This is a genomic window from Phenylobacterium sp. GW821-FHT12F10, from assembly GCF_058806695.1.
The window spans coordinates 559,485-575,411 of the sequence record NZ_JBXAPY010000002.1 but is presented as its reverse complement, the minus strand read 5'-3'; the positions used below and the strand labels follow the sequence as shown (position 1 = coordinate 575,411).

Here is a 15,927-nt window from a genome sequence, read left to right as displayed (position 1 = left end):
ACCCTGGCGTCTCAACACGGGACGCCTGACCTGGGTTCAGACCGGAAGGAGCAAAGCCGGGTCCGAGATCGTAAACAAGTGGTTAATCAGTGGTTTATGGTTAACGGAATACGAATTTTCGCGTTTGAGGCGAAATGTGGCGCCTATCCGAAGATCGCCGCCTCGCCGGCCTCGTCCAGCACCCGCCACGCGCCGGGGGCCAGGTCCGCCGGCAGGGGCAGGCCGCCGATGCGGTCGCGGTGCAGGGCGGTGACGTGGTTGCCGACGGCGGCGAACATCCGGCGCACCTGATGGTAGCGGCCCTCGGTGATGGTCAGGGCGGCCTGGTTGGGAGACAGAACTTCGAGTTCGGCCGGCGCGAGCGGGCTGTCCTCCCCCTCCAGCATCAGGGTCCCGGCGGCGAAGATCGCCGCCTCCTCCCCGCTCATCGGCCGGTCCAGGGTGGCGAGGTAGCGCTTGGCCACGTGGTGGCGCGGCGAGATCACGCGGTGCAGCAGGTCCCCGTCGTCGGTGATCAGCAGCAGGCCCGAGGTCTCCTTGTCCAGGCGGCCGATGCTGGAGAGTCCCGGCATGCGGGCGCGCCAGCGGGTGGGCAGCAGCTCATAGATGCTGCGCCCCGGCTCGCGGTGCGAGCAGACCACGCCGAGCGGCTTGTGCATGATCAGGGTGAGCGGCGCGGGCGGGTCCACCGGGGCGCCGGAGATGGTCATGCGGGCGGGCAGGTCGCGGACGATGGGGACCTTGGCCCCGGCGTCCTTCAGGGTCACCCCGTCCAGGATCACACCGCCGGCCCGGACCAGGGCGTTGACCTCGCGCCGGGAGCCGTAGCCCAGATTGGCCAAGAGCCGATCGAGCCGGGCCATCGGCGGCTTGCTCACTTGCGGGCCTCGTAGATCTTGTAGCCGCCGGCCTCGGCCTTCAGCTCCACCTTGGAGAAGGCCGCGGCCAGGGGCCGCTCATAGGGCAGGTGACGGTTGGCGGTGAGCCAGCAGGTCCCGCCCTTGCGCAGGGCCTTGGCGGCGGTCTCGATGAAGGCCACCCCTAGCGCCCGGTCCTCCGAGCCGCCGTCGTGGAAGGGCGGGTTCATCACCACGAAGTCGAGATCGGTCAGGCCGGCCTGCCGCACGTCGCCCCAGACGATGGCGGCCCGGGAGTCGTCGACATTGCGGCGCGCGGCCTCGATGGCCCGGCGGTCGATGTCCACCAGGGTGAGGGCCGTGACCTCCGGGGCCGCCAGGACCTGCAGGGCCAGGATGCCGATGCCGCAGCCGAAGTCCGCGCCCTTGCCCTTCAGGGGCGGCAGGCTCTTCAGCAGCAGGGCGCTGCCCGGATCGACCCGGTCCCAGCTGAACACCCCGGGCTGGGTCCAGAACTCGCCGACGGCGCGCGGCGCGCCCTTGGCGATGGCGGCCTCCAGGCCGGTGGGTTGGTCGGGGCGCTCCACCGTGCAGATGCGGTTGTGCTTGCGGGACTCCTCGAAGACCTCGCAGCCGAAGGCCTCCAGGGACTTCTTCAGGCGCGAGCCGCCCTTGTCCTTGGGCGCGAAGGCGGTGAGGCGGCCGCCGGGCTTCAGGGCCCTCAGGGCCTGGGCCAGGGCATAGTCGCGTTCAGCCGTGCCCGGCGGGGCGGCGATCACGGCCTCGTCGAGGCTGGCGTCGGCCAGGCTCTCCAGGGCCGTGGAGCCCGCCAGGATCGGCGAGACCTGGACCGCGCCGGCCGGAACCTCCACCAGGCCGTAGGGCGGGGTCCCGTAGACGATCGCGCCGGCCACGGGGCTAGCCCCGCTCGCGGGTGCGATGGAAGGCCACCTGCGGATAGCGCTCGATCACGTAGCCCAGCTCCCAGGCCGACTTGGCCAGGAAGACCGGCTGGTCGTCGATGTCGGTGGCCATGGCGGTCTTGTGCTTGGTGACGAAGTCCTCCAGCTCGGCCTTGGCGGCCGTGACCCAGCGGGCCTCGGCGAAGGGGCTGGCCTCGAACTGGACCTCGAGCTGGTATTCATTGGCCAGGCGGTCGGCCATCACCTCGAACTGCAGCTGCCCGACCGCGCCGACGATGAAGTCCGCGCCGAACTGGGGCCGGAAGAGCTGGGTCACGCCCTCTTCGGCCAGGCCCTCCAGCGCCCTCTTCAGGTGCTTGGCCTTGAGGGGGTCCTTGACCCGGACGCGCTGCAGGATTTCCGGGGCGAAGTTGGGCAGGCCGGCGAAGCGGATGGTCCCGGTCTCCGACAGGCTGTCGCCCACCCGCAGCACCCCGTGGTTGGGGATGCCGATGACGTCGCCGGCGAAGGCCTCCTCGGCCAGTTCGCGGTCGGAGGCGAAGAACATGATCGGCGCGTTGACCGACAGCTGACGGCCGGTGTTCTGCACCTTCAGCTTCATGCCGCGGGCGAACTTGCCCGAGCAGAGCCGCAGGAAGGCGATGCGGTCGCGGTGGTTGGGGTCCATGTTCGCCTGGACCTTGAAGACGAAGCCGGTGACCTCCGGATCGCCCGGGGCGATGTGGGTGGCGTCGCCGCCCTTGGTGGCGGCCACCGCCTTGGGCGGGGGGGCGTAGGCGCCCAGGCCCGCCAGCAGCTGGTCGATGCCGAAGTGGCGCAGGGCCGAGCCGAAGAAGACCGGGGTCATGTGGCCCTCCAGGAAGGCCTTGGGGTCGAAGGGCTTGGAGGCCTCCCCCACCAGCATGGAGGTCTCCTCCAGCTCGGCCTGCTCCTCGGGGTCGAGATAGCTGACCATCGCATTGCCCTTGAAGGCGACGGCGGCGGGGTGACCCTCGTCCTTGTTGTCGGCGGTCTTCTTGGCGAAGGGCAGGAACTGCTGGGTGCGCAGGTCCAGCATGCCCTTGAACCGCCCGCCGGAGCCCGCCGGCCAGTAGAGCGGCGCGGGGTCGAGGGCCAGCTTCGACGCGATCTCGTCCAGCAGCTCGATGGGGTCCTGGGCCTCGCGGTCCATCTTGTTGATGAAGGTGACGATGGGGATGTCGCGCAGGCGGCAGACCTCGAACAGCTTCAGGGTCTGGGGCTCGATCCCCTTGGCGGCGTCCAGCACCATGACCGCGGCGTCGGCGGCCGTGAGCGTCCGGTAGGTGTCCTCCGAGAAGTCCTCGTGGCCCGGGGTGTCCAGCAGGTTGAACATCAGGCCGTCGTGGTCGAAGGTCATGACGCTGGCCGAGACGGAGATGCCCCGCTCGCGCTCGATCTTCATCCAGTCCGACCGCGTCCGGCGGTTCTCGCCGCGGGCCCGCACCGCGCCGGCCGCGCGGATCGCGCCGCCCGCCAGCAGCAGGTTCTCGGTCAGGGTCGTCTTGCCGGCGTCCGGATGGGAGATGATGGCGAAGGTGCGCCGGCGCGCGGCCTCGGCGGCGGGAGAGTTGCTCATGGGCGGGGACTAGCGCAGCCGGCCGCCTAACGCCAGCCGGCGGTCAGGCCGCCAGACGTCTCCAGACCTGGCGATCGGTCCAGATGGTGTCCAGTTCGCCATCGTCCTGGCGCTTGCTGAGCCGGGCCATGATCTCGAAATCGAGGTTCAGGTAGCGCATCGAGACCTCGCCCGGATCGCAGCCGAAGCCCGGGGCGGTGAACAGGGCGGCGTTGATGGCCGGCGCCTTGGCCATGATCAGGGTGGCCAGCCGCTTGGCCCGCTCGGGCCGGCGCAGGTGCAGCAGCGGGTCCTCGGCATAGAGCTCCTGCCCCAGCCGGCTGACGGCGTTGAAGGACAGGGCCCTGAACCGGCGCCCCGAAAGCTTCGGCGCCAGCCGCATGCCGGCGAGGTTGAGGACCACGTCGTTCATCAGGAAGAGCATGCGGGCCTGGTCACTGCTGGGCTTGGGGGAGCGCCTGAACACCTTGGCGCCGCCGACTTTCAGGCCGGTGCACAAAGGCGGTGAATCCCCGGCTAACCCTCTTCCACAGGCTCGGTGAGGAAGTGGCGGCCCTGCTTGTCCTCGATGTCCACCACCCAGAGGTCGGGGTCGATGCGCAGGGCGCGCTGGATGTAGCGGTCGATGTCGGCCTCGTTGTCGAACAGCTGGGGCCGCATCCAGATGCGCTCGCCGTCGCCGCGGGTGGCCTCCGAATAGAGCCGGGTCGTCTTGTCCTCCAGGTTCAGCACCCGGACCAGGACGCTGCCGGCCCGGGCGTCGCCCTTGCGCGCCACGACGCCGAAGCCGCCGGCCAGCTCGGCGCGGCGGATCAGGGCGGCGACCCAGATGTCCGTGGACAGAATCATGACGCGGCTCTCGTAACGGAACGGAAAGGGCGAACGGCTTAGGTTGCCGTCCAATGTCCCGAGCATACGGGACTGGCAGAGAGCATGACGAGCACAACGCGCACAACTGCGCGGCGCGCGGCGTGTTGGTGGGTGGGGCTCAGTCTGACCGCGGCGATCTGCGCCGCGCCGGGGCTTGCTAGCGCGAGCAGCGTGGACCTCTTCTACGAACGCACCGTGATGACCGCGGCCGACGCCCGATGCGGCCTGTTCGACGCCTCGGTGGGCTCGGCCCTGGCGGCGGCGCGGGCCCAGGCCCGGGGCGCGGCCCTGCGCGCCGGCGCCGATCGCGCCACCCTGAGCGCCGTGGAACGCCGCGCCTCGCGGAAGGCCGCCGGGGCGGCCTGCGACTCCCCCGACCTGAACCTCGCCGCCTCCCGCGTGCGCACCGCCTTCGAGGGCTACGCCAAGCTCATCAAGATGGACTATCCCGGCGACGTCTCCCAATGGCGCGCCGATCGCAGCTCCACGGCCACCGCGGCCCGCTGGCGCCTGGCCCAGGACACGGCCTTCGACGGCGGGACCATGGTGTTCGGCCTGGCCGGCCGCATCGGCGCCAACCGCCTGATGGCGGTCGCCAATTTCGAGGACGGGGCGGCGCCCTACGCCGCTCGCCTGGTGCTGCGCGACGTCGACCTGACCCTGGGCCCCTATCTCGACGCCCGCGGCGACAGCCTGGAACGCATGGCCCTGGCCCGTCGCCTGCCGCCGGTGGCCGCCCAGACCGCCTACGCCGCGGAGGCGCGCAGCCGGGCCGGACTGGACCTGCTGCCCAAGGACCTCAAGAGCGGCTGGGCCTTCCGCTTCCCGGCCCAGGCCGCCCGCACCCTGGCCGGGCTCGATCCCCGCGAGGCGGTGATGGTGGAGTTCCTGTTCGAGGGCCGGGCGCCGCGGCGGGCCTATGTGGAGGTGGGCGACTTCGCCGCCGGCCGGGCCTTCCTTCAGGTCGCCAATCGCTAGGCCCTAGCTGGTGGTCTCTTCCGTCGCCGGGGCCGCGGGCATGGGTTCGAGCTCCATCACCGGCAGGCGCACGCTGACCGTGGTCCCCTCCCCCAACTGGCTTTCGATGGCCATCTCGCCGCCGTGCAGCTCGGCGAAGGCCCGCACCAGGGACAGGCCCAGACCCGTGCCGGCCGCCCGCTGATCGGCGCCGCCGGCCTGTTCGAAGGGCCGGCCCAGGCGCTGCAGGTCCGTGGCGCTGATGCCGGTGCCGGTGTCGGCCACGATCAGCTCCAGAACCGGTCCCTCGGCGTGGGCGGTGACCGTCACGGCCCCGCCCTTGGGGGTGAACTTGAGCGCGTTGGAGATCAGGTTCAGGGCGATCTGCTTGAGGGCGCGCCGGTCGGCGGTCACCTCCAGGGGATCCTTGGGCAACAGGCCGCGCAGGTTGACCCCCGCGCGGTCGGCCTGGCCGCGCATGAGCCGCATCACCGCCGAGATGGCGTCGCGGGCGTCGAACTCCTCGCGGTGCAGCTCGAAGCGCTCGGCCTCGATCTTCGACATGTCCAGGACGTCGTTGATCAGCTCCAGCAGGTGCTCGCCGGACTCGTGGATCAGGGCCGAATACTCGGCGTACTTCTCCGGCATCGGCCCGAACAGCGACTGCCGCATGATGTCGGAGAAGCCCATGATGGCGTTCAGGGGCGTGCGCAGCTCGTGGCTCATATTGGCCAGGAAGCGGGACTTGCCGGCGTTGGCGGTCTCGGCGTCGATCCGGGCCTGGTCCAGGGCGGCCTCGCGGGCCCGCTGGGCGCCGGCGTCGCGGATCGAGCCGGTCATCCGGGTGGGGTTCACCCGGCGCAGGGTCAGCTCGTGCCACAGGGCCGGCGCGCCGGCGGGGGCGAACCCCACCTGGGCCTGGCCCTCGACGATGGCGGTGCGCAGGGCCTCGTCGATCCGCGGCCGATCGGCCGGCGTGGCCAGCTGCGACAGGGAGCGGCCCACCAGGATCTGCCCCTTGAGGCCGCGGGGCGCCGGGCCCCAGGCCGCCGCCAGCTTGCCGCCGGGATGGATGGAGATCAGCAGGTGGGGCTGGTCCCCCAGGGCTTCGCGCAGGCGGGCCTCGATGAGGGCCCGGCGGCGGGTGTCGAGGATCACCCGGCGCTGCAGGACGATCAGGGCCAGGCCCAGGCAGAGGGAGATGGTGATGACCGCCACGGCCCCGAGGCCGGCCGCCAGGTTGGGGGGCGGCGGCGCGGGCAGGCTGAGGGTGTAGCCGGTGAGCAGGGACAGGCAGATGGCCGCCAGGCTGATGGCCGCGCCCAGGGCCAGGCGGTCGATCCGCGCCATGGCCGCCGCCGCCGCCAGGGGGGCCAGGTGCCAGACCGCCATCGGCCCGGCGACGCCGCCGGTAAGCAGGGCGGCCAGCACGCCGGCGGCGCCCCAGTTGAACAGGATCAGGCTGTGGGCGGCGATGTGGCGCGAGCGCGCCAGCAGCAGGCCGGCCAGGGCCGGGGCGGCCCCCAGGGCCAGGGCCGTCATCGAGGCCGGGGTCTGTATGACGGGCGAAAACAACAGGACGCCCGTCCCCAGGGCCAGGACCGCAAGCCAGATCGCGTGCCACCACAGGAGCTCCCGCGGCGCCTGGCCGCCGGAGGTCCCCATGGGTCTGGTGGACGCGTTCTCGACCACGATCTGTCTCTGGACCTCCAGCAGGGCGCACGCACGGCGCCAGCGCGGAACCTTACCGTCGCAGGTGAGTCCCTGCGAGGCTGCTCGCGTCCCGCGCGATGAAGTCCAAGTGCATGAAGTTCCAGCAGGAAACGAAATCGTAAGCGGCGCGAGCCCAAGTTGGGGACCAACACCAGAGGCGCGATCCCTCCTTCATGGCTCAACCGGCTCCCCTTCCGGACTTCGACGACACCACGCCTCCGGCCCGCTCGCGGCGGCGGGACGCGCGCGCGCGGCGGGAAGCGGCCCTCGACGAGACCCAGCGCTCGTTCCTGCGCATGGTCAGTCACGAGCTGCGCACGCCGCTGAACTCCATCCTCGGCTTCTCGGAGATCATCTCCCAGGAGCTCTACGGCCCGCTCGGCGCGCCGCAGTACAAGGAATATGCCGGCATCATCCGGGCCAGCGGCCAGCGCCTTCTGAACCTGGTCAACCAGATCCTGGAGATCGCGCGGCTGGAGGGCCGGGCCATGGACATGGACCTGCGCGACGAGCCGCTGGATCACGCCCTGGACGACGTCCTCGACGGCCTGCGCGAGGAGATCGCCCACCGCAACACGGTGATCATCGTCCGCGACGAAGGCGCCCTGCCCCGGGTGAAGGCCGACCCGCGCGGCCTGCGCACCATCCTCACCAACCTGCTGCACAACGCCGTGGTGTTCTCGCCCGAGGGCTCGGCCATCGAGGTGATGGCGCGGCGCGACGGCGGCGACATCGAGATCTGCATCGCCGACCAGGGCCCGGGCCTGGAGGTCGCAGACATCCCGCGACTGCTGCGGCCCTTCGAGCAGGGGGACAGCGCGCTGACCCGCCGCAGCGAGGGGGCGGGGCTGGGCCTGCCCATCGTCAACCTGCTGTGCCAGGCCATGGGCGGCCGCCTGAAGCTGATCCCGGGCGCCGCGGGCGGGCTCACCGCGCAGGTCCGGCTCCCCGCGGCCTGAACCGGCCGATTGCGACCCCGCGGTTGCGCCGGCGGGGTCAGGCGCTTAAGTCGCCGACAGCATGCGCACCATCCAAGACGACCTCGCCGACCTGGTCTCGGAGTTCGACCTCCTGGGAGACTGGGAGGAACGCTATCGCTACGTGATCGACCTGGGCCGGGAACTGGCCCCCCTGAGCGACGCCGAGCGCAGCGAGGCCAACAAGGTCCGCGGCTGCGCCAGCCAGGTCTGGCTGGTGACCGAGCCCCATGCCGACGGGACCGTCACCTTCCGGGGGGATTCCGACGCCCATATCGTGCGCGGCCTGATCGCGGTGGTGCTGCGGCTCTATTCGGGCAAGCCCGCCAAGGCGATTCTCGACTTCGACGCCAAGGAGGCCTTCGACCAGCTGGGGCTGAGCGGCCATCTCTCGGCCCAGCGCTCCAACGGCCTGGCCTCGATGGTCGCCCGCATCCGCCGCGACGCCGGGGCGCTGACCTAGGATCTCAGGCGGCGCGGATGCCGCTGCTGGACAGGCTCTGGCCCTGGATGCCGACCACCGCGTCGTAGCCGAGGATCATGTCCACATCGACGCCATTGGTGGCCAGCGGCAGGCGCAGCCACAGGATCGACATGTGGGAGGCGCCGCGCCAGGAGAGGCTGTGGACGCCGACCGCCGGACGGCGCTCCTCGACGATCTTGGAGAGCTCCACCCGCCAGTAGTCGGCGGCGGCGGAGTTGTAGACGTCGTCCAGCCCGCGGCCGGTGATCTCGCGGCCATAGACGCTGTAGAGGCCGGTGCCGGCCAGGCGCAGGCGGAAGTCCAGGGGATCGCGGCGCACGTCGATCAGGCTGACCGTGGGCAGCAGGCGCTTGAAGTCCTCGGGCTTGATGTCGCCACGGCCAGGCAGCCGCGGCCCATGCCGGAGTCCCGCCCAGTAGGCGTAGAGCTCCTCATGCGCGCGGGCGGCCGCCGCCGAAGATCCGATCTGTGCCGCCATATTCAGATTCCTTAACAACCCCTTGGAATCACGACGAATCACTTATGGCCTGAGCCGCGAATCGGCGGCAAGGCGAAATCATGGCCTGGGCGCAGAAAACCGCTTTTGCCGCAGGGTCCAGACAACAAAACGCCCGCCGGGTGGGCGGGCGTTCCGTCGTCACGATGAAATCGTGGAGAGCCTACTTGCGCTTGCGCGGCGCCTGACGGCCGCCCTGGCCAAGGCCCATCTGCTTGGCGAGATCCGAGCGCGCCTTGGCGTAGTTCGGCGCGACCATCGGATAGTCCTTCGGCAGGCTCCACTTGGCCCGGTATTCCTCGGGGCTCATATTGTACTTGGTGCGCAGGTGGCGCTTCAGAGACTTGAACTTGCGGCCATCCTCCAAGCAGACCAGGTGGTCCGGAGTGATGGAGCGGCGCACGGGAACCGCAGGTTCCTTCGGCGCGGCCTCTTGGACGTCGGAGCCCTGCGAAATTCCGGACAGAGCGCGGTGGATGCTCTGAATGAGGGCGGGGAGATCCGACGCTGCGACCGAATTGTTACCGACGTAGGCGGAGACAATATCCGCCGTCATCTCAATGACTTCCGACTTTTCGTCCATAATTCTCGATTCCGTGCTGGGTAACTACCCAAGTTGGGGGGATGACTGATTCACGACATCAGTTATGGCGTCAATATAGGGGACTCAGGACCAGCACAAGCGGCGATAATCCGCGACATCTTGGCCGAACACGTTCGATACAAAGACAAGCTGGCGTAATGCACCGGAAGGTGGCGCCACGACCCCAGTAGCCAAATACGATATTCTGCACTGCAACAGTGTGCGGAAGCGCCGATCAACAGCAGCTAGTCCGGGGCGACTTTAAAGGCGGCTTTTGCTCGAACCGAGCCTAACGCCCGAATTCCTTGGAGAGCGCAAGCATCGCTGCGCGCTGGGGCACAGAGTATTCATCGGCGCCGTCCTCATCGCCATCGCGAATGGCCTTCAGCAACGCCGGGGTCAGGGCCGAGGACAGGGACCAGTTCCAGTAACGCAGAACGGTTTGCGCGCGATCGACCGCCACCATGTCATAGGTCACCAGCACCCGTTCCAGGTTCGGATTGGGGCTGCCGTCGGCCTCGGTTTCCGGCCGCCGCAGGCCGCGCCACAGGGCCCGCACGGCCTGCTTGGGCAGGCCGGTGGCCTTGCACAGGATGGCCAGGGGCTCGCCGCCCGGATCGGTGAAGATCTTGGCGCCGGTCATGGGTTTGAGGCCCGAGAGGTAGGAGATCTCCTCGGCCGTTTCGCGGGTCAGGCCGCTCTGGGCGGCCGCCACGGCGGCCTCCAGGCTGTCGAAGGGGGACTTTTCAATCGCCGCCCGGTTGCGCTGGCGGCGTTCGATGAACTGCAGCGCCTTGCGCGCCAGCGGGTCCTGCCAGTTCTCCGCCGCGGCCATGGGGAAGATGTCGCCGGTGGCCTCCTGCAGCACCTCGCGGGAGACGGCGAACCGCTGGAGGATGGTGCGCCGGGCCTCGGAGTCGGCCCACCAGAACAGCACATAGGCGTGGGCCGGGCGCAGTTCGGGGCGCTTCAGCAGGGTCGGCGCCGTGCGCGCGTCGCCCCGGGTGGAGGCGACGATGGCCTCGACACAGGCGTTGGACAGCTTGGCCAGCTCGTTCTTCAGCAGGCACTCGATGACCAGGGCCTCGCCGAACTCCACCAGCACCTCGCAGACCACCTCGCTGACCCCGCGGCGCAGGGCGATCAGCCGGCGATGCTCCAGGCCAGTCGAGCGCGCGCAGTCCAGCAGGTCGCTGTCGCTGAGCGAGGCGCAGTTGCTGAGCAGGGCCTCGGCGATGTCCACGTGGTCGCGCAGCAGCAGCCGCACCAGGCTGGCCGGAATCTCCGTCAGGTTGGCCAGGCGCCGCGCCACCTTCAGCCTGTCTTCCGGCTCGGCCTCGCGGAGCATGTCCACCAGCAGGTCGGCGGTCATGGCCCGCTCGAAGGCGTTCACCCGCGAGGACGGCAGGCACACGACGTCGGCCATCCGCTTCAGCAACGCGGTCCGCGCGCGGAAGACGGGGATCTGGTCGGTGGGGGTCGTGGCTTGATTCATGATGGATCCACGCTGACTCCATCATACCGGCCTTAACCGGACGTATTCATGTCACTTGAACGTGGGGGCGCTCCACTGCTCCCAGATGTCGGGCACGTCGGTGGAGACCTTGTCGGTGAAGGCCGGCGGGCGCTTCTCCAGGAAGCTCATCACCCCCTCGCGGGCGTCGGCCATGGCGCCGCGCTTCTGGATGCCGCGGCTGTCGGCGCGGTGGGCCTCCATCGGATGCGAGGCGCCGGCCATCCGCCAGATCAGCTGGCGGGTGATGGCCAGGGAGACGGGCGCGGTGTTGTCGGCGATCTCGCGGGCCAGCTTGCGGGCGGCCGGCAGCAGGTCGTCCGGCGCGTGCAGCGAGCGGACCAGCCCCTTCTCCAGCGCTTCCTGGGCCGAGAAGATGCGGCCGGTATAGCACCACTCCAGGGCCGTCTGGACCCCCACCAGCCTGGGCAGGAACCAGGAGGAGGCCGCCTCGGGATTGAGGCCGCGACGGGCGAACACCAGGCCGAACCGCGCCTCGGTGGACGCCATCCGGATGTCCATGGGCAGCTGCATGGTGACGCCGACGCCCACGGCGGGGCCGTTCACCGCGGCGATCACCGGCTTGAGGCTGTCATAGATGCGCAGGGTCAGCAGGCCGCCGCCGTCGCGCTGCACGCCCTCGCGGGTGCGGGCTTCCTTGTCCTCGCCGCCGCGGGCGTCGTAGTCGAAGGTCTGGGCGCCGCCCGACAGATCGGCCCCGGCGCAGAAGCCGCGGCCGGCACCGGTGACGATCACCACCTTCACCGCATCGTCGGCGTCGGTGACGTCGAAGGCGGCGATCATGTCCTTCATCATCTGGGTGTTGAAGGCGTTGAGCTTGTCGGGCCGATTGAGGGTGATCGTGGCGATCCCGTCCTCGACAGCGTAGGCGAGCGTCTCGAAAGTCTGCGAAGCCATCGTCTTCCTCCCATGATTTTCTTCAGTTCGCGCCGCTTGACGGACGGTCCGTCAAGCACCGCATATGCTCATTAACAACGATAAGTTTGGGAGGAGCCAGGAGCGCCAAAGCGGCGGCCTGGCCCAGTTTTAGGACCCGCCATGCATCCGGCCACCCACGCCACGACCCATCCCGACCGCGCCGCCTACATCATGTCGGGCTCTGGCGAGACTGTGACCTACAAGCAGCTCGACGAGCGCTCCAACCAGGGCGCCCAGCTGTTCCGGTCCCTGGGCCTGAACACCGGCGACGTCATCGCCATCCTGATGGACAACAGCCCGCGCTTCTTCGAGATCGCCTGGGCGGCGCAGCGCTGCGGCCTCTACTACGCCTGCATCTCGTCCAAGCTGCAGGCGGGCGAAATCGACTACATCATGAAGGATTGCGCGGCCAAGCTGCTGATCACCTCGGCGGGGGTCGGCCCAGTGATCGACGAGCTTCCGGCCCTGCTGCCGGGCGTGAAGCTCTACATGGTGGGCGAGGCCCGCGCCCCCTACGAGAGCTTCGAGGCCGCGCGGGACAAGATGCCCGCCACCCCGGTGGCCGACGAGAGCGCCGGCGCCGACATGCTCTATTCCTCGGGCACCACCGGCCGTCCCAAGGGGATCAAGCCGGCCCTGACCGGCTCGCCCATCGACGCCCCCAACCCGCTGGCCATGATGGCCCAGGGCCTGTTCGGCTTCCGGCCCGACAGCGTCTACCTGTCGCCCGCGCCGCTCTATCACGCCGCGCCCCTGCGCTGGTGCATGAGCGTCCAGCGCCTGGGCGGCACCGTGGTGGTGATGGAGAAGTTCGATCCCGAGGACGCCCTGCGGCTGATCGAGAAGCACAAGGTCGACGTCGGCCAGTTCGTGCCCACCCACTTCGTGCGCATGCTGAAGCTGCCCCAGGAGGTCCGCGACCGCTACGACGTCTCCTCCATGCGCTCGGCGGTCCACGCCGCCGCCCCCTGCCCCATCCCGGTGAAGGAGCAGATGATGAGCTGGTGGGGTCCGGTGATCCACGAGTACTACGCCGGCAGCGAGGGCAACGGCTTCTGCTACATCGGTCCGGAGGACTGGCTGGCCCACAAGGGCTCGGTGGGCAAGGGCACCACCGCCGAGGTCAAGATCTGCGACGACGAGGGCGAGCCCCTGCCGCCCCGCAGCGAAGGCGTCGTCTACTTCGCCAACGGCGCGCCGCTGACCTATCACAACGCCCCCGACAAGATCGCCGAGAACACCAACAAGCACGGCTGGACCACGCTGGGCGACGTGGGCTGGGTGGACGAGGAGGGCTTCCTCTACCTCACCGACCGCAAGAGCTTCATGATCATCTCCGGCGGGGTGAACATCTATCCGCAGGAGATCGAGAACCTGCTGGTGACCCACCCCCGCGTCGCCGACGTGGCGGTTGTGGGCGCGCCCGACGAGGAGATGGGCGAGAAGGTGGTGGCCGTGATCCAACCCGCCGACTGGGCCGACGCCGGCGATGACCTGCGCAACGAGCTGATGGCCTATTGCCGGGCCAACCTCTCCCACATCAAGTCGCCGCGCATGCTGGAGTTCATGCAGGAACTGCCGCGCCACCCCACCGGCAAGCTCTACAAGCGCCTGATCCGCGACGCCTACTGGGGCAAGGAAGGCTCCAGGATCGTCTAGCGCAATCGCGTATTCGGTGTAGGCTCCTCTCCAGCATGAGCCCGCAGACCCGCCTCGCCCAGAAAGTAGCCAATCCCCTCCCGGGGATTGGACGCGCGCGAGTCTAGCCAGACCTCACCGCGAACCGATCCCCCGCAAGCCTGCGGATGGATCGGACAGACCCTCTCCATCCGCGTCACAGATGGAGACAGACATGACCCAACCCGACTGGTGGTACGACGATCTCAGGCAGGTCGGCCTCGACTTCGAGGACGAGGGCCAGGTGGCGACCTACGACGCCCGCCAGGGGGGCGACGCCGCCGCCGACCGCGCCCTGCTCTCGGGCCTGGGGGTGACACGCGACACCGCCCTGGCCGACATCGGCTGCGGCACCGGCATCCTGGCCTGCGCGGCCGCCGGCATGGCCCGCTCGGTCCGGGCCATCGACGTCTCGGGCGCCATGCTGCGCACCGCCCAGGCCCGGGCCCGCGACCAGGGCCTGAGCAACATCGTCTTCGAGCGCGGCGGCTTCCTCACCTTCCCGGCCAGCGGCGACCTCGACCTCATCGTCACCAAGAACGCCCTGCATCACCTGCCCGACATGTGGAAGGCCGTGGCGCTGACCCGCATGCGCGACGCCCTGAGGCCGGGCGGCCGGCTCTATATCCGTGACGTGGTCTTCAACTGCGCCCCGGACGCCATCCCGCGCACGGTGGAGAGCTGGATCGGCTGGATGACGCGGGAGACCGGCTACAGCCGCGAGGACGTCGCCTGCCACGTGCGCGAGGAGCACACGACCTTCGGCTGGATCCTGGCCCGCATGATCACCGAGGCCGGCTTCCGCCTGCTGAGCCGTGTCCATGACGGGGTCTACGGGACCTATGTGGCCGAGGCCGTCGCCTGATGCGCCCTTGCTCCGAGCCCCTCAGGTGCTAGAGGTCGAACACCTGTTTCAAAGACGACGGAGAGAAGTATGAACCCCGTGGAATTCAAGGATCTGCCCGGCCTGGTGGGCCAGGAGACCGGCGTGTCGGACTGGCTGGAGATCACCCAGGACCGCGTCAACAAGTTCGCCGAGGCCACCGGGGACCACCAGTGGATCCACGTCGACGTCGAGCGCGCCAACCGCGAGATGGGCGGCCCCATCGCCCACGGCTACCTGACCCTGTCCCTGCTGCCCTTCCTGGGCGGTGGCCTGCTGCCGGTGAAGGGCGTGACCCGCGGCATCAACTACGGCTCCGACAAGGTTCGCTTCGTGAACATGGTCCGGGTCGGCAAGCGCGTGCGCCTGCGCCAGAAGCTGATCGGCGTCGAGCCCAAGGCCGGCGGCGTGCAGATCCGCAACGAATGCACCATCGAGATCGAAGGCGAGGACAAGCCCGCCTGCATCGCCGAGACCCTGTCCCTGCTGTACGGGGCGTAAGACCTGCGCGTTCCCTGCCCTTCGGGGCGGGGAACTACCAGTCGGGCGAGATGGCCTCTTCGGCCGAGGCCGCCTTGGCGCCCGTGACCACCTCGTTCGAGGCCGTGGTCACCGGGGCGTAGGGATTCTCCACCAGACCGATGGTCTCGCGGATGTACTTGGCCTGGGTGACGATCCCGATTTCCAGGCGCTCATTGTTCAGCTCCACCTGCTGGGTCAGCAGACCCGCGATGAACTGCGCCGGCTGGGCCTCGGTGGCGCCGACGCGGCGGCGCGAATTGTCGGCCATGAACACCGGCCCGCCCGAATTGCCCGGGAAGACGCTGAAATCCAGCAGGAAGGTCGGGAAGACCTTGGCCGGGGCGATGGGATAGGAGGCCACGCGGCCGGCCCGCAGGATCGGGAAGCCGGCGCGGTTGGCGGCCAGGCCGCGGGGGAAGCCCAGCGCCATCATCTCGTCGCCGGCGCCCACCTGCAGGCTGGCGAAGGTCTGGTCGTCGGCCAGCCAGTTCAGGGGGATGGCGGCCTTGGCGAACTCTTCGGGCGCGGTGATGGAGATGGCGGCCACGTCGCGGGACGGGTGGTGCGTCCACAGCTCGTGGCCGGCGCTGTCGCGGATCTTCAGGGTCTGGGGCGAATAGGTCCAGGAGCCATCGGGATTCTCGATCCGGTAGCCGATGCGCGCCTCGGCGCCGGGCATCTTGGAGAGCACGTGGTTGGCGGTGACAAGGACGGTGTGCGGTTGGCCGTCGGGGCTGATCGATTGGATCAGGAACCCGGTGCCGACGGTGCGCGTTCCATCGCCCAACGGCTGCTCTAGCTGCACCGTCGCGTGGATCAATTCCACGGAAAGGTCATAGACCATCGACGCCCCCGAAAAAGTCGCAACTCACGCACCCGACTAAAGCAGATAGTTCCTTAAGATCAGGGTTAACGCAAAGGCCGATATGGCCTGCG

The 15,927-nt window shown here is 69.4% G+C and carries 17 protein-coding genes; 6 read left to right on the top strand and 11 right to left on the bottom strand.

The features are described from left to right. Positions 1-143 precede the first annotated feature (143 nt). From AC1RN5_RS15220 to AC1RN5_RS15200, 5 genes are read right to left on the bottom strand one after another with little or no spacing between them, the layout of a single operon-like run. Positions 144-878, bottom strand: a complete 735-nt coding sequence (locus tag AC1RN5_RS15220) for a pseudouridine synthase (protein WP_493041999.1) — start codon at positions 876-878, stop codon at positions 144-146. Next, complete coding sequence (locus tag AC1RN5_RS15215) at positions 875-1,771, bottom strand: class I SAM-dependent methyltransferase (RefSeq protein WP_493041998.1); 897 nt, start codon at positions 1,769-1,771, stop codon at positions 875-877. Before AC1RN5_RS15215 ends, AC1RN5_RS15220 begins: the two co-directional genes overlap by 4 nt. A 4-nt stretch (positions 1,772-1,775) precedes the next feature. Beyond that, positions 1,776-3,377, bottom strand: coding sequence for a peptide chain release factor 3 (locus AC1RN5_RS15210; RefSeq protein ID WP_493041997.1), 1,602 nt, complete (start codon positions 3,375-3,377; stop codon positions 1,776-1,778). Positions 3,378-3,420: 43 nt separating this feature from the next. Then, complete coding sequence (locus AC1RN5_RS15205) at positions 3,421-3,876, bottom strand: hypothetical protein (RefSeq protein ID WP_493041996.1); 456 nt, start codon at positions 3,874-3,876, stop codon at positions 3,421-3,423. Between the two features lie 17 nt (positions 3,877-3,893). After that, entirely contained in the window at positions 3,894-4,226 is a 333-nt protein-coding gene (locus AC1RN5_RS15200; RefSeq protein WP_304701944.1) for a DUF1491 family protein, read from the bottom strand. Positions 4,227-4,418: 192 nt separating this feature from the next. Between AC1RN5_RS15200 and AC1RN5_RS15195 the strand changes: the two genes are divergently transcribed. Then, complete coding sequence (locus AC1RN5_RS15195; protein ID WP_493041995.1) at positions 4,419-5,225, top strand: hypothetical protein; 807 nt, start codon at positions 4,419-4,421, stop codon at positions 5,223-5,225. A 3-nt stretch (positions 5,226-5,228) separates the two neighbouring features. On the opposite strand, the gene AC1RN5_RS15190 is transcribed toward AC1RN5_RS15195, so the two are convergent. Next, on the bottom strand, positions 5,229-6,896 hold the full coding sequence (locus AC1RN5_RS15190) for a sensor histidine kinase (RefSeq protein WP_493041994.1): 1,668 nt from the start codon (positions 6,894-6,896) through the stop codon (positions 5,229-5,231). A gap of 194 nt (positions 6,897-7,090) precedes the next feature. Here AC1RN5_RS15190 and AC1RN5_RS15185 point away from each other — a divergent pair, with 194 nt between their 5' ends. Further along, positions 7,091-7,876: a sensor histidine kinase gene (locus AC1RN5_RS15185; RefSeq protein WP_493041993.1), complete on the top strand. Its 786-nt coding sequence runs from the start codon at positions 7,091-7,093 to the stop codon at positions 7,874-7,876. Between the two features lie 61 nt (positions 7,877-7,937). Beyond that, positions 7,938-8,357, top strand: a complete 420-nt coding sequence (locus tag AC1RN5_RS15180) for a SufE family protein (protein WP_493041992.1) — start codon at positions 7,938-7,940, stop codon at positions 8,355-8,357. Between the two features lie 4 nt (positions 8,358-8,361). Here AC1RN5_RS15180 and mopJ read toward each other — a convergent pair whose 3' ends face one another. The 4 genes from mopJ to AC1RN5_RS15160 all read right to left on the bottom strand — a co-directional run bounded on the left by mopJ (position 8,362) and on the right by AC1RN5_RS15160 (position 11,888). Beyond that, on the bottom strand, positions 8,362-8,856 hold the full coding sequence (mopJ, locus tag AC1RN5_RS15175; protein WP_493041991.1) for a motility/cell cycle regulatory protein MopJ: 495 nt from the start codon (positions 8,854-8,856) through the stop codon (positions 8,362-8,364). A gap of 181 nt (positions 8,857-9,037) precedes the next feature. Further along, entirely contained in the window at positions 9,038-9,457 is a 420-nt protein-coding gene (locus tag AC1RN5_RS15170; RefSeq protein ID WP_293495336.1) for a Ros/MucR family transcriptional regulator, read from the bottom strand. Positions 9,458-9,746: 289 nt separating this feature from the next. Then, a complete protein-coding gene (locus tag AC1RN5_RS15165) occupies positions 9,747-10,952 on the bottom strand; it encodes a DUF2336 domain-containing protein (protein WP_493041990.1) in 1,206 nt (401 codons plus the stop codon). A 51-nt stretch (positions 10,953-11,003) separates the two neighbouring features. After that, positions 11,004-11,888: a crotonase/enoyl-CoA hydratase family protein gene (locus AC1RN5_RS15160; protein ID WP_493041989.1), complete on the bottom strand. Its 885-nt coding sequence runs from the start codon at positions 11,886-11,888 to the stop codon at positions 11,004-11,006. 141 nt (positions 11,889-12,029) lie between these two features. On the opposite strand from AC1RN5_RS15160, the gene AC1RN5_RS15155 reads away from it, so the two are divergent. The 3 genes from AC1RN5_RS15155 (at position 12,030) to AC1RN5_RS15145 (ending at position 14,970) form a co-directional block, all read left to right on the top strand. Then, positions 12,030-13,568: an acyl-CoA synthetase gene (locus tag AC1RN5_RS15155; RefSeq protein ID WP_493041988.1), complete on the top strand. Its 1,539-nt coding sequence runs from the start codon at positions 12,030-12,032 to the stop codon at positions 13,566-13,568. Between the two features lie 193 nt (positions 13,569-13,761). Beyond that, positions 13,762-14,451 carry a class I SAM-dependent methyltransferase gene (locus AC1RN5_RS15150; protein WP_493041987.1) on the top strand — a complete coding sequence of 230 codons (690 nt, stop codon included), beginning with the start codon at positions 13,762-13,764 and terminating at the stop codon, positions 14,449-14,451. Between the two features lie 69 nt (positions 14,452-14,520). Beyond that, positions 14,521-14,970 carry a MaoC family dehydratase gene (locus AC1RN5_RS15145; RefSeq protein ID WP_421934941.1) on the top strand — a complete coding sequence of 150 codons (450 nt, stop codon included), beginning with the start codon at positions 14,521-14,523 and terminating at the stop codon, positions 14,968-14,970. Positions 14,971-15,004: 34 nt separating this feature from the next. Here AC1RN5_RS15145 and AC1RN5_RS15140 read toward each other — a convergent pair whose 3' ends face one another. Then, complete coding sequence (locus AC1RN5_RS15140; protein WP_493041986.1) at positions 15,005-15,778, bottom strand: trypsin-like serine peptidase; 774 nt, start codon at positions 15,776-15,778, stop codon at positions 15,005-15,007. Positions 15,779-15,927 lie beyond the last annotated feature (149 nt).

Coding starts and splice junctions, on each gene's coding strand:
- AC1RN5_RS15210 (WP_493041997.1), bottom strand. CDS start 3,377: ATGAGCAACTCTCCCGCCGCCGAGGCCGCGCGCCGGCGCACCTTCGCC.
- AC1RN5_RS15200 (WP_304701944.1), bottom strand. CDS start 4,226: ATGATTCTGTCCACGGACATCTGGGTCGCCGCCCTGATCCGCCGCGCC.
- AC1RN5_RS15185 (WP_493041993.1), top strand. CDS start 7,091: ATGGCTCAACCGGCTCCCCTTCCGGACTTCGACGACACCACGCCTCCG.
- AC1RN5_RS15180 (WP_493041992.1), top strand. CDS start 7,938: ATGCGCACCATCCAAGACGACCTCGCCGACCTGGTCTCGGAGTTCGAC.
- mopJ (WP_493041991.1), bottom strand. CDS start 8,856: ATGGCGGCACAGATCGGATCTTCGGCGGCGGCCGCCCGCGCGCATGAG.
- AC1RN5_RS15170 (WP_293495336.1), bottom strand. CDS start 9,457: ATGGACGAAAAGTCGGAAGTCATTGAGATGACGGCGGATATTGTCTCC.
- AC1RN5_RS15165 (WP_493041990.1), bottom strand. CDS start 10,952: ATGAATCAAGCCACGACCCCCACCGACCAGATCCCCGTCTTCCGCGCG.
- AC1RN5_RS15160 (WP_493041989.1), bottom strand. CDS start 11,888: ATGGCTTCGCAGACTTTCGAGACGCTCGCCTACGCTGTCGAGGACGGG.
- AC1RN5_RS15155 (WP_493041988.1), top strand. CDS start 12,030: ATGCATCCGGCCACCCACGCCACGACCCATCCCGACCGCGCCGCCTAC.
- AC1RN5_RS15150 (WP_493041987.1), top strand. CDS start 13,762: ATGACCCAACCCGACTGGTGGTACGACGATCTCAGGCAGGTCGGCCTC.
- AC1RN5_RS15145 (WP_421934941.1), top strand. CDS start 14,521: ATGAACCCCGTGGAATTCAAGGATCTGCCCGGCCTGGTGGGCCAGGAG.